Below are 12,424 nucleotides of genomic sequence, written 5' to 3'. Positions count from 1 at the left end.
GGGGAGTGACGGGTCCGTGAACGCTGCCGCCCTGCTGGGCCGCCTGAAGCCCGCGAAACGGGAACGTTCCGGACCCGGCCTGCTGGCCCGCCTCCGGCGCCGAAAAGGCGGCGGCGATTCGGACGACGCTCCCCGCGCGCGCAAGGAGCGCCGCCCGCTGTCACCCCTCGCCAAGAGGCTGCTCGGCGCCTACGCCGTGCTGGCCCTCGGGCTGGGCGGGCTGGCCGGCTGGCTGGCGATGAACGCAGAGCACACCACCGAGGCGTGGCAGGCCGCCATCCCCAGCGTCGAGGTGGCGGTGAAGGGCGCGCAAGCGCCAACACCGCCAGCGGCACCGCCCGCCGCAGCGGCGGCCGTTCCCGTCCAGCCGGCTCCTCCGGCCGCCGCTCCAGCGGTGGCTGCGCCCCCTGCCGCGGTCGCACCGCCTCCGCCGCCTTTCGCCGTGGTCGTGAATGAGCCGGTCACCCTGGCGCCGGCGCCGGTCCCCGGCTTGGTGGAGGACTCACGCAACGGGCCGCTGCCGCGCATCGCCGAAGACGGGCGCAAGCCCTGGCAGGTCTACGCCCGCCCCTTCCCCGCCGCCGACCGCCGGCCGCGCATTGCCATCGTGCTGGCCGAGATGGGTATCTCCGGCGTGACCACCGGCAATGCCCTGCAGAAGCTGCCGCCGACGATCACGCTGGCCTTCGTGCCCTACGCCGAGCGGCTGGACAACTGGGTCGAGCGTGCCCGCGGCAAGGGGCACGAGGTGATGCTCTCCATCCCCATGGAGCCGCAGGACTACCCGCGCAACGATCCCGGCCCCAACGCCCTTCTCACCATGCTGCCGCCTGAGCGCAACATGGAGCGGCTGGAATGGTCGCTGGGCAAGGCGGCCGGCTATGTCGGCATCACCAGCACCACGGGCAGCAAATTCACCACCAACCCCGACGCAGTGAACCCGGTCGTCGCGGCGATGAAGGCGCGCGGCCTGATGGTGCTGGACGCCCGCGCCAACCCGCGCAGCGTCGCCGGAACACTGGCGGGTCAGGCGGGCGTGCCGCGGGCCTTCGCCGACCGGGTGATCGACCGCGACCTGTCGCGCGGCGCCATCGACGACCAGCTCGCCGAGTTGGAGACCATCGCCAAGGCCAACGGCGCCGCGGTGGGCATCGGTGCGCCCTACCCCAGCACCATCGAACGGATCAACCTGTGGCTCACCGGGCTGGCCGACCGTGGCATCGCCATCGTGCCGGTCTCCGCCGTGGCCAACATGCAGAAGCAATAAGGCGCATGAGCAAGAAGCCTATCGACCGCGAGTCCCTCCCCTACCGCCCCTGCGTGGGCGTGATGCTGCTGAACGACCGCGGGCAGGTCTTCGTGGCCCGGCGCTGCGACAGCAAGGACGCCTGGCAGATGCCCCAGGGCGGCATCGACGAGGGCGAGGGCGTGCATGAGGCCGCCCTGCGCGAGCTGAAGGAGGAGATCGGCACCGACAAGGCCGAGATCCTCGGTGAGACGGCGGAGAAGCTGCGCTACGACCTGCCCGATCATCTGCTGGGCAAGGTCTGGAAGGGCCGCTGGCGTGGTCAGGAGCAGGTCTGGCTGGCCGCCCGCTTCACCGGCCTGGACGCCGACATCGACCTCGCCACCGAGCATCCCGAGTTCGACGCCTGGAAATGGGTCGATGCTGACGATCTGCCCGGCCTGATCGTGCCCTTCAAGCGCCCGGTCTACGAGTCGGTGCTGGCGGAATTCGCCCCGGTGATCGCGGCGCTGCGGCGGGGCTGACCCCGCCGCGTTCTTCCTGTTAGGCGACCTTCGCCAGCTGTTAGGCGACCTTCGCCAGCTGTTAGGCGACCTTCGCCAGCCGCTTGGCGCGGCTTTCGATCAGCCACCAGGCGCCACGGGCGGCGACGCTGTAGAAGCGGGTGTGCGGCTTCAGCCCGCAGGCCTTGAAGACCATCGCCACCGCGCGGTCGACGTGCTTGGGCCGGTAGCGGCCGTAAGCGCGGCGCATGTAGGCCTGATTGTAGGTCTTGTGCGCGTAGGGTTCGCCCTCCGGCGCGTTGGCCGCGTAGTAGGCGTAGGCCAGCTCGTCGTCCTCCGACTCGCCGATGCGCGACAGCGCGACCTTCAGGCGCTGGAACTTGTTGAGCTGCTCCAGCTCCAGATACTTCTTCGTGTAGGTGTAGAAGAGCTTGAAGTGGCGCAGCTCGTCGGCGGCGATGTTCTTGCAGATCAGCTTGAGGACCGGTTCGTCCGTCGAGTCGCCGATGGCCGCGTAGTAGCTGCTGGTGCCCGTCTCGACCATGCAGCGGGCGATCATCTCGCCGGTGCGCGAGCCGCGGACCGAGGCGTCGAGGTCGATCGGCACCTTGTAGCCGGCGCGGAAGCGCTCGACGGCCCGGTCGAAGTCGAAGCTCGGATCGACCAGCTCCGCCCATTTGCCGAGCGCGCGGCCGTGCTGGACCTCCTCGACCGCCCAGCCGTGCGCAACCTCCTGGAACTCGGGATCGTCGTGGAAGACGTTGCAGAGATAGGCCGTGTAGTCGTCGGCGTTGAACTCCACCAGGGCCGCCGCCTTGATGAGCGGGACGAGATCGGGATCGACCTTGCTGTGGTCCAATTGATCCCAGGGAAGCTCTTCGTATTTCCAGTGCAACGCCACACTCCACTCCCGCTGCTGGCCGCCGTTCCGGGCCGGTTGTTCCACGCTCTGACGGAGAACAGGACCATAAAAACAAAAACGCCTCGACGGACGGGCCGGGAGGCGTTCGATCCCTTGCGGGATACTATGTATGGCTGCGATGGCGCAATGCAACGGAAACGGCCCAGCCGGCGGTCGCCGCCGCCGGGCCGTGCCCGGTGTCAGTGCGTGGTCGCGCCGGTCGCGTCGAGCTTGGCGCGGGCGATGGCGATCTTCGCCTCCACGCGGGCCTTCTCGTCGTCGGACTTGGCGTCTTCCAGATCCTCGCCCAGGTCGCGGATCTGCTGCTCGACCTTGGCGCGGTCGATCTCGGAGACCGCGATGGCCTCCTCGGCCAGGACGGTGCAGCGGGTCTCGGTCACCTCGGCGAAGCCGCCGGCGACGAACACCCGGTCGACCACGCGGTCGGCCTCGTAGACGTCGATCACGCCCGGACGGACGGTCGAAATCATCGGCGAGTGGCCGGCGAGGACGCCGAAGTCACCTTCCGAACCCGGCACCACGACCATGTCGACGGGCTGCGAGGTCAGCAGCTTCTCCGGAGAGACCAGCTCGAATTCGACTTTATCGGCCATGGGTTTCCTGGTGCCTCTTCATAAGAACCCCCTCCCCCGCGTGGGCGGAGGAGAGGGTTAGCCTCGTTACCGAACGTCAGCCGACCCTTATCAGGCGGCTTCGGCGGCCAGCTTCTTCGCCTTGGCGATGGCTTCGTCGATGGTGCCGACCATGTAGAAGGCCGCTTCCGGCAGATGGTCGTAGTCGCCGTTCACGATGCCCTTGAAGCCCTTGATGGTGTCTTCCAGGCTGACGAGCACGCCCGGGGTGCCGGTGAACACCTCGGCGACATGGAACGGCTGCGACAGGAAGCGCTGGATCTTGCGGGCGCGGGCCACGACCAGCTTGTCCTCTTCCGACAGCTCGTCCATGCCCAGGATCGCGATGATGTCCTGCAGCGACTTGTAGGTCTGCAGAACGCGCTGCACCGAACGGGCGACGGTGTAGTGCTCCTCGCCGACGACGCGCGGGTCCAGGATGCGGCTGGTCGAGTCCAGCGGGTCCACCGCCGGGAAGATCGCCATTTCGGCGATCGAACGCGACAGCACCGTGGTGGCGTCCAGGTGGGCGAAGGAGGTGGCCGGGGCCGGGTCGGTCAGATCGTCGGCGGGCACGTAAATGGCCTGCACCGAGGTGATCGACCCCTTCTTCGTGGAGGTGATGCGCTCCTGCAGGGCGCCCATGTCGGTGGCCAGCGTCGGCTGGTAACCCACCGCCGACGGGATGCGGCCCAGCAGAGCCGACACTTCCGAACCGGCCTGCGTGAAGCGGAAGATGTTGTCCACAAAGAACAGCACGTCCTGGCCTTCCTCATCGCGGAAGTATTCCGCGAGCGTCAGACCGGACAGGGCGACGCGGGCGCGGGCGCCCGGCGGCTCGTTCATCTGGCCGTACACCAGGGCCACCTTGGAGCCCGGGCCGTCGAGCTTGATGACGCCCGACTCGATCATCTCGTGGTAGAGGTCGTTGCCCTCACGGGTGCGCTCGCCCACGCCCGCGAACACGGACACGCCGCCGTGCGCCTTCGCGACGTTGTTGATCAGCTCCATGATGGTCACGGTCTTGCCCACGCCGGCGCCGCCGAACAGGCCGATCTTGCCGCCCTTGGCGTAGGGGGCCAGCAGATCGATGACCTTGATGCCCGTGATCAGCACTTCGGCGTCCGTCGACTGCTCGACGAAGTCCGGGGCCGCACGGTGGATCGGCAGGGTGCGCTCGGCGCCGACGTCGCCGCGCTCGTCGATCGGCTCACCGATCACGTTGATGATGCGGCCGAGGGTGGCCGGGCCGACCGGCACGGCGATCGGGGCGCCGGTGTCGGTCACTTCGGCGCCGCGGACCAGGCCGTCGGTGCTGTCCATGGCGATGGCGCGGACGGTGCTCTCGCCGAGGTGCTGGGCGACCTCGAGCACGAGGACCTTGCCGTCGTTCTGGGTGTGCAGAGCGTTCAGAATGGCCGGCAGCTCGCCGTCGAACTGGACGTCGACAACGGCGCCCGTGACCTGCGTGATCTTGCCGACGGCGTTCGTCGCCTGGGTGGTGGTGGCCATGGAGTAAAGCTCCCTCGGAACTCGATAATTGTCGGATGTGCCGTCGTATCGACCGCGAACGCTGCGCCGTTAAACCGCCTCGGCGCCGGAGATGATCTCGATCAGCTCCTTGGTGATGTAGGCCTGGCGCGTGCGGTTGTAGGTGATCGTCAGCTTGTTGATCATGTCGCCGGCGTTGCGCGTCGCGTTGTCCATCGCGGTCATGCGGGCGCCCTGTTCGGACGCGGCGCTTTCCAGGAGGGCGCGATAAACCTGGATCGACAGGTTACGCGGCAGCAGCTCGGCGAGGATCTGCTCCTCGTCGGGCTCGAACTCGTAGATCGCCTTGACCTCGGCGCCCGCGGCGTCCTCGTCCGCCTGCGCCTCGACGGCGAAGGGAACGAGCTGCTGGACGGTCACGATCTGGGAGATCGCCGACTTGAACTTGTTGAAGATCACCGAGCAGACGTCGAACTCGCCCGCGTCGTACATCGCCAGAACCTTCTGCGCGACGACGTCGGCGTCGGCGAAGGACAGCTTGCGGCGGCCCACATCCTCGTAGGTCTCGACGATCAGCGAGCCGAACTCGCGGCGCAGCTGGTCGCGGGCCTTGCGGCCGACGGTGAGCAGCTTGACCGTCTTGCCTTCCGACTGGAGGCGCAGGATCTGGCGGCGGGACTCACGGACGATGGCGCCGTTGAAGGCGCCGCACAGGCCGCGGTCGGAGCTGATGATGACGAGGAGATGCACCTGATCGGAACCGGTGCCGGTCATCAGCTTCGGGCCGTTGCCCGAGTCCTGCACGTTGGCCGCGAGAGAGGCCAGCATGCGGCCCATGCGCTCGGCGTAGGGACGACCGGCTTCCGCCTGCTCCTGCGCACGGCGGAGCTTGGAGGCGGCGACCATCTTCATCGCCGAGGTGATCTTCCGCGTCGATTGGACGCTGGCGATCCGGTTCTTTAGGTCCTTGAGGTTAGGCATGCCGGCCCTTCATTCCGCTCGGGGTCGTTCGGGTTGACGGACGGGGCGCAGGGACTGCGCCCCCGCCGTCGATCAGACGAACACCTTGGAGAAGTTGTCGAGGAAGGCCTTCAGGCGCTCCTCGGTCGCAGAGGTGATCTGCTTCTCGTTGCGGATCGTCGCCAGGATGTCGGCCCCCTTGGAGCGGACCTCGGCGAGGAACTTCTGCTCGAAGCGGTTGACGTCCTCGACCTTGATCTTGTCGAGGTAGCCCTTCACGCCCGAGAAGATCGACACGACCTGCTCTTCGACCGGCAGCGGCTGGAACTGCGGCTGCTTCAGCAGCTCGGTCAGACGGGCGCCGCGGGCCAGCAGGCGCTGGGTGGCGGCGTCGAGGTCCGAGGCGAACTGCGCGAAGGCGGCCATCTCGCGGTACTGGGCCAGCTCCATCTTGATGGTGCCGGCGACCTGCTTCATCGCCTTGATCTGGGCGGCGGAGCCGACGCGCGACACTGACAGGCCGACGTTGATGGCCGGACGAATGCCCTTATAGAACAGGCCCGTCTCGAGGAAGATCTGGCCGTCGGTGATCGAGATCACGTTCGTCGGGATGTAGGCCGACACGTCGCCAGCCTGCGTCTCGATGACCGGCAGGGCGGTCAGCGAGCCGTTGCCGTGGGCGTCGCCCATCTTGGCGGCGCGCTCGAGCAGGCGGCTGTGGAGATAGAACACGTCGCCCGGGTAGGCTTCGCGGCCCGGCGGACGGCGGAGCAGCAGCGACATCTGACGGTAGGCGACGGCCTGCTTGGACAGGTCATCGTACACGATCAGGGCGTGCATGCCGTTGTCGCGGAAGTACTCGCCCATCGTGCAGCCGGTGTAGGGCGCCAGGAACTGCAGCGGGGCCGGCTCCGACGCGGTGGCCGCGACGACGATGGAGTATTCCAGGGCGCCGGCGTCTTCCAGGGTCTTGACGATCTGGGCGACGGTGGAGCGCTTCTGACCGACGGCGACGTAGATGCAGTAGAGCTTCTTGCTCTCGTCGTCGCCCTGGTTGATCGGCTTCTGGTTCAGGAAGGTGTCGATGACGACGGCGGTCTTGCCGGTCTGGCGGTCACCGATGATCAGCTCGCGCTGGCCGCGGCCGATCGGAACCAAGCTGTCGACGGCCTTCAGGCCGGTCTGCATCGGCTCGTGCACCGACTTGCGCGGGATGATGCCGGGGGCCTTGACCTCGACGCGGGTGCGGGTGACGTCCACCAGCGGGCCCTTGCCGTCGATCGGGTTGCCCAGGCCGTCCACGACGCGGCCCAGCAGACCCTTGCCGACCGGCACGTCCACGATGGTGCCCGTGCGCTTGACGGTGTCGCCTTCCTTGATCTCGCTGTCGGTGCCGAAGATCACGACGCCGACGTTGTCGGTCTCGAGGTTCAGCGCCATGCCCTTGATGCCACCGGGGAACTCGACCATCTCGCCGGCGCGCACGTTGTCCAGGCCGTGCACGCGGGCGACGCCGTCACCCACGGAGAGGACCTGACCGACCTCGGCGACGTCCGCCTCGGTCCCGAAATTCGCGATCTGCTGCTTGAGGATCGCAGAGATTTCTGCGGCGCGGATATCCATCAGACTGATCCCCCTGAGGCCTTCATGGCGAGTTGCAATTTGTTCAGCTTCGTGCGCACCGAGGTGTCGACCATGCGCGAGCCGAACTTAACGATCATGCCCCCGATCAGCGCGGGATCGACCGTGGTGTTGATCAACACCTTGGAGCCGATCGACGCCTTCAGCGCGTCGGTGACCGCGGCCAGCTGAGCGTCGCTCAGCGGCTGGGCCGAGGTGACCTGGGCGGTCACTTCGCCACGACGGCGGGCCAGTTCGGCGAGATAGCCTTCGATCATGCCTTCCAGCGCGAACAGGCGGCGGTTCTTGGCCACCAGCCCGATGAAGCGCTTGGTCAGATCGGACACTTCGGCGCGGTCCAGAACCGCGGCCATCGCCCGGCCTTGGTCGGCGCGGCTGATCACGGGACTGCGGACGAGGCGGCGAAGGTCGGCGCTCTCAGCCAGGATTTGCTTCAGCGCAACCAGATCGCTCGCGACCTGATCCAACGCTTTGTTCTCGTCCGCAAGCTCGAACAGCGCGATGGAGTAGCGCGTAGCGAGTTCGGAAACGCCTGTACCTTCGATTGCCACCTGATCCCTCGAATTGAGTTCGGTAGACGGTGAATTTTCAGGGCCTTAAATAGGGCAACACCCACATCGCGGCGGCCCAGCCCGCGAAAGCGAGCGGTCCAATATCACAGGATTAGGCCCTGCGCAACGGGGTCTGGACAATTTGCGCGCGGGGTGAGTGCGGCGTTTTGCGCCCCTGCGGCGTGGGGTCCGTTCTTGGCGGCGGGCGCTGGAAATGGGCATACCACTTCACAACCGCAACGGATCACCTTGCCATCTGAAGGACCTGCCCTCTCCGCGGCCCTTCCCGAGGCCGGATTTCCAAAGCCCGTTCCGCGGCGGTCCAGAGACCAGACTGTGACCTAACGCCCTGTTTAACACCCGTTTAACCATTCACGCGCACGGTCGCCTCACAGCCCGTCTGACAGGACAAACCCAGGCCAATCATGACCGTCGTCGCCTTCTCCTGCGCCCGCTTCACCCCCGCCGACCTCAACGAGTTCGAGGCGGTGGCCGATCCGAAGCTGCGCCTTGGCCATTGGGCCGGGGTCATCCGCGAAACGGGCCGGGAGCATGACCGGCTCCTCGTCCTCCTGCCCGGCGTGGACCGTCCCGTCTTCCGGTTCGAGCGCGACGGGCGCGGGCGTTACAGCCTGTCCTTCAACGACCGCTCCGGCTGGTACGGCATCGGGTCGGGAAGCAGCGCCGCCGAATGCCTGTCGATCTGGCGCCCCCGCCCGCGGGCCGACCGCTCCGTTTCGGTGCTCTGAGCCTCTTTTTCACCCTTCGGAAAAGTCCGATTCGGTCGCCGCCGACCCGCCGGATCGCCCACCGGGGAACCCGGTCAGCGATAGACGCCGACCGACAGCAGATAGGGCTCGCCGCCCAGGACGATGCGGCGCACGATCATCGTCTTCGGCGCGATCTGGCCCGACAGCGGGTCCGTCCATTTGTAGCTGACGGCGCCCGAATCCCGCTCCGCCACGATGTCCAGCGCCTCCTGGATGAAGGGCTTGCCGTCGACGTCCTTCAGGTCCTTGAGGTTCACGCCGTTCAGCGACGGCGTCCAGCCGTGGGCCACCATCACGCCGTCGCGGTCGATCAGCATCGGGTAGAGGTCGCGGTCGATCAGCGCGCCGTCCCGCTGGGCGAAGGCGTCCGCCGCGCCCTCCGCGCCGTGCTGGCGCAGATAGCCGCTGGTCTTGTCGAGCAGCGCCTTGGCGTCCGATTCCGTCCCCCGGGTCTGGGCGGGCACGCCCGCCGCCAGGGCGATGATCGCCAGCAGCGCGAGAACCGGGAGAACCGTCAGCAAGGTAGGGAGGTGGAAACGACCGCGCAGCCTGGACATGAGATCGCTCGGCGAAAGATGACTTCCATACTCTGGTAATACCATGACCCGCCGGCCGCAACGGACCAAACGTCACAGGTGCCTTGCGGAGCGCGCAGGGACAATCGGTCGCAGCCCCCCTTTACAGGAGTCCGACGTTTCTTAGCGGGCACCGCATCTCTACAGGAAGCTGTAGGGATCCACGTCCACTTGCACGCGCACGTTGGGCGGAATGTCCACCTGCTCCAGCCACTGGGCGATCAGGGGTTGCACCTGGACGGTGCGCGGCGCCTTCAGCAGCAGGCGCCGCCGGTGCCGGCCCCGCAGCAGGGCCAGCGGCGCCGGGGCCGGCCCCAGCACGGCGACGGTGTCGCTGCGCGGCGCAGCGCGGCCCAGCGCAATGGACAGCTTCTCCACCGCCGCCGCGTCCTCACCCGACACGATCAGGGCGGCCAGCCGTCCGAAGGGCGGCATCCCGGCCTCCAGCCGCATCTCCGCCTCCAGCTGGTAGAAGCCGTCGCGGTCCCCGGCGGCCAACGCCTGCATCACCGGATGCTCGGGCATGTAGGTCTGCAGCATCACCCGCCCCGGCCGCTCGCCGCGCCCGGCGCGCCCGGCCACCTGATGGAGGAGTTGGTAGGTCCGCTCCCCCGCCCGCAAATCGCCGCCAGCCAGCCCGAGGTCGGCATCGACCACCCCAACCAGGGTCAGCATGGGGAAATGGTGGCCCTTCGCCATCACCTGGGTGCCGATCAGGATGTCCAGCTCGTGGTCGGCGATGCGGCGGACCATCTCCTGGATGGCGCGGGGGCCGAACAGCGTGTCCGACGCCATGATGGCGGCGCGGGCGTCGGGAAACAGCTCCGCCACCTCCTCGGCGATGCGCTCCACGCCGGGGCCGCAGGCCGCCAGCGTGCCCTCCTCGCCGCATTCCGGGCAGGTCGGGGAGAGCGGCTGCGACAAGCCGCAATGGTGGCACTGGAGCTTGCGGGCCAGCCGGTGCTCGACCAGCCACGCCGTGCAGTTGGGGCATTGCAGCCGGTGCCCGCAGGCCCGGCACAGAGTCAGCGGGGCGTAGCCGCGGCGGTTGAGGAACAGCATCACCTGCTCCTTCTCCGCCAGCGTCTGCTCGATGGCCTTCTTCAGCGACGGGGCCAGCCAGTGGCGGGCCGGCGGCCGGTCCTTGCGCAGGTCCACCAGCTCGACGTCGGGCAGCACGGCGCCGCCGTGGCGGCCCGGCAGTTCGATGCGGGCGTAGCGGTTGCTGTCGGCGTTGACCTTGGTCTCCAGCGACGGCGTGGCGGAGACCAGCACGGTGGGAATGCCGCCGATGTGCGCCCGCGCGACGGCCATGTCGCGGGCGTGGTAGATCGACCCCTCCTCCTGCTTGTAGGCGGAGTCATGCTCCTCGTCGATGATGATGACGCCGAGGTTCTTGTAGGGCAGGAACAGGGCGGAGCGGGCGCCGACCACCACCGGCACCTCGCCGTTGGCCACGGCCCTCCAAGTGTCGCGGCGCTGCGCCCCGGTCAGTTCGGAATGCCATTCCGCCGGCGGCGCGCCAAAGCGGCGGGCGAAGCGCTCCAGCCACTGCGCCGACAGGGCGATTTCCGGAAGCAGCACCAGCGCCTGCTTGCCCGCCTTCAGGGCGGCGGCGATCGCCTCGTAATAGACCTCCGTCTTGCCGGAGCCGGTGACCCCGTCGAGCAGCACGGTGGAATAGACGCCGGACTCGACGCGGGCGCGCAGGTCCGCCGCCGCGGCCTCCTGGTCGGCGGACAGGGTGGGGCCGGGACGGTGGCAGTCGGGCCGCCCGAGCTTGGTCGGCTGGAGCAGCACCGGCTCCAGCAGCCCGGCCTCGGCCAGCCCGCGCACCACGGTGACGCCGCAGCCGGCCTCCTCCGCCAGCTCCGCCGGGGTGCGCGGCGGGCCGTCGTCCAGCAGGGCGAGGACGCGCCGCCGCGGGTCGGTCATCTTGAAGCCGGGGGGCGGCTCCGCGTCGGGCTTGCGCAGGTAGGCGAGCATGGCCTTCGCCGGCTCCAGCGCCGAGGGCACGCTGATCGCCATGCGCAGCACATGGCCCGGCGGCGTCATGGTGTAGGCCGCGACCCACTCCACGAACTTGCGCTCGACCTCCGGCATCGGCGGCACGTCGAAGCGGCGGACCACCGGCTTCAGCCGGGCGGCCGCCACCACTCCGGCGCCGTCGCCCCACACCACCCCCAGCACGCGGCGCGGTCCCAGCGGAACCTCCACATAGTCGCCGGGGACGAGGGTCATCCCGGCGGGCACGCGGTAGTCGTAGGCCTCGCGCAGCGGCAGGGGCAGAAGCACGCGGACGCGCGGGTCCGCGTCCACCGGCACCGTGCCCGGCAGAAGCGCCTGCGCTGAATCTCCGGAACCGGATTTGGCCCCGGATCTGGCGGAATTTTCACGCATCGGCTAGAGTGCCCCCTGGCCGCGACGCCGGGCAGCGAATCCCGGGAAACAGGGCACGGTCTTCCTCAGCAAGCATGGATTCCAGGTCATGAAGTTCTTCGTTGACACCGCCGACATCGCCGAGATCCGCGATCTGGCCGACACCGGCCTGCTGGACGGTGTTACCACCAACCCCTCCCTCGTCGCCAAGACCGGTCGCAGCTTCCTCGACCTCGTGGCCGAAATTTGTGATGTGGTGGACGGCCCGGTCAGCGCCGAGGTGGCCTCCACCGACTTCGAGACCATGCTGGCGGAAGGAAAGAAGCTTGCCAAGATCGCCGACAACGTCACGGTCAAGGTTCCGCTCACCCCGGCCGGCCTGAAGACCTGCAAGGCGCTGTCCTCCGAAGGCACGATGGTCAACGTCACGCTGTGCTTCTCCCCGGCCCAGGCGATCCTGGCCGCCAAGGCCGGCGCCAGCTTCGTGTCGCCCTTCGTCGGCCGCCTGGACGACATTGGGCAGGACGGCATGGGCCTGATCGCCGACATCGTGGAGATTTACAGCAATTACGATTACTTCAAGACCGAGGTGCTGGTCGCCTCGATCCGCAACCCGATCCACATCGTCGACTCCGCCCGTCTGGGCGCCCACGTCGTCACCGCCCCGCCGTCGGTGCTGAAGCAGCTCTTCAACCATCCGCTGACCGACAAGGGCCTCGCCCAGTTCGTCGCCGACTGGCAGAAGACCGGCCAGTCCATCCTCTGAGGACGGCAG

General features: G+C 68.2%; 12 protein-coding genes. 4 read left to right on the top strand and 8 right to left on the bottom strand.

Features of this window, described 5'->3' with window-relative positions; genetic code table 11:
- Positions 1–16: 16 nt before the first annotated feature.
- Both ACWPN7_RS20990 and ACWPN7_RS20985 read left to right on the top strand, forming a co-directional pair.
- Complete coding sequence (locus tag ACWPN7_RS20990; protein WP_459195979.1) at positions 17–1,267, top strand: divergent polysaccharide deacetylase family protein; 1,251 nt, start codon at positions 17–19, stop codon at positions 1,265–1,267.
- Between the two features lie 5 nt (positions 1,268–1,272).
- Positions 1,273–1,770 (top strand): RNA pyrophosphohydrolase, encoded by a 498-nt coding sequence (locus ACWPN7_RS20985; protein WP_038526246.1) that lies wholly within the window; start codon positions 1,273–1,275, stop codon positions 1,768–1,770.
- 61 nt (positions 1,771–1,831) lie between these two features.
- Here the strand turns inward: ACWPN7_RS20985 and ACWPN7_RS20980 are convergent, their stop codons facing one another.
- The 6 genes from ACWPN7_RS20980 to ACWPN7_RS20955 form a co-directional block, all read right to left on the bottom strand.
- On the bottom strand, positions 1,832–2,650 hold the full coding sequence (locus ACWPN7_RS20980) for an acyl-ACP desaturase (protein WP_038526243.1): 819 nt from the start codon (positions 2,648–2,650) through the stop codon (positions 1,832–1,834).
- A gap of 200 nt (positions 2,651–2,850) precedes the next feature.
- Positions 2,851–3,264 (bottom strand): F0F1 ATP synthase subunit epsilon, encoded by a 414-nt coding sequence (locus ACWPN7_RS20975; protein WP_103039260.1) that lies wholly within the window; start codon positions 3,262–3,264, stop codon positions 2,851–2,853.
- Positions 3,265–3,354: 90 nt separating this feature from the next.
- Positions 3,355–4,794, bottom strand: a complete 1,440-nt coding sequence (gene atpD / locus ACWPN7_RS20970) for a F0F1 ATP synthase subunit beta (protein ID WP_014239441.1) — start codon at positions 4,792–4,794, stop codon at positions 3,355–3,357.
- 69 nt (positions 4,795–4,863) lie between these two features.
- On the bottom strand, positions 4,864–5,754 hold the full coding sequence (locus ACWPN7_RS20965) for a F0F1 ATP synthase subunit gamma (protein ID WP_038526240.1): 891 nt from the start codon (positions 5,752–5,754) through the stop codon (positions 4,864–4,866).
- A gap of 72 nt (positions 5,755–5,826) precedes the next feature.
- Positions 5,827–7,356, bottom strand: coding sequence for a F0F1 ATP synthase subunit alpha (atpA, locus tag ACWPN7_RS20960; RefSeq protein WP_035671446.1), 1,530 nt, complete (start codon positions 7,354–7,356; stop codon positions 5,827–5,829).
- The gene (locus ACWPN7_RS20955; RefSeq protein ID WP_038526237.1) at positions 7,356–7,925 is read right to left on the bottom strand and encodes a F0F1 ATP synthase subunit delta; all 570 of its coding nucleotides are present in this window, start codon (positions 7,923–7,925) and stop codon (positions 7,356–7,358) included. The genes atpA and ACWPN7_RS20955 overlap by 1 nt, the downstream gene beginning before the upstream one ends.
- Positions 7,926–8,350: 425 nt before the next feature.
- On the opposite strand from ACWPN7_RS20955, the gene ACWPN7_RS20950 reads away from it, so the two are divergent.
- The gene (locus ACWPN7_RS20950) at positions 8,351–8,674 is read left to right on the top strand and encodes a hypothetical protein (RefSeq protein ID WP_035671444.1); all 324 of its coding nucleotides are present in this window, start codon (positions 8,351–8,353) and stop codon (positions 8,672–8,674) included.
- Between the two features lie 74 nt (positions 8,675–8,748).
- On the opposite strand, the gene ACWPN7_RS20945 is transcribed toward ACWPN7_RS20950, so the two are convergent.
- Entirely contained in the window at positions 8,749–9,252 is a 504-nt protein-coding gene (locus ACWPN7_RS20945) for a cache domain-containing protein (RefSeq protein WP_038526233.1), read from the bottom strand.
- Positions 9,253–9,411: 159 nt separating this feature from the next.
- Positions 9,412–11,670: a primosomal protein N' gene (locus tag ACWPN7_RS20940; RefSeq protein ID WP_459195980.1), complete on the bottom strand. Its 2,259-nt coding sequence runs from the start codon at positions 11,668–11,670 to the stop codon at positions 9,412–9,414.
- Between the two features lie 88 nt (positions 11,671–11,758).
- On the opposite strand from ACWPN7_RS20940, the gene fsa reads away from it, so the two are divergent.
- Entirely contained in the window at positions 11,759–12,415 is a 657-nt protein-coding gene (gene fsa / locus ACWPN7_RS20935; RefSeq protein ID WP_014239434.1) for a fructose-6-phosphate aldolase, read from the top strand.
- Positions 12,416–12,424: the final 9 nt, after the last annotated feature.

It is taken from the genome of Azospirillum sp. UENF 312511 (assembly GCF_058780635.1).
The sequence above is the reverse complement of the archived record's forward strand: the minus strand, read 5'-3'. Positions and strand labels throughout refer to the sequence as shown.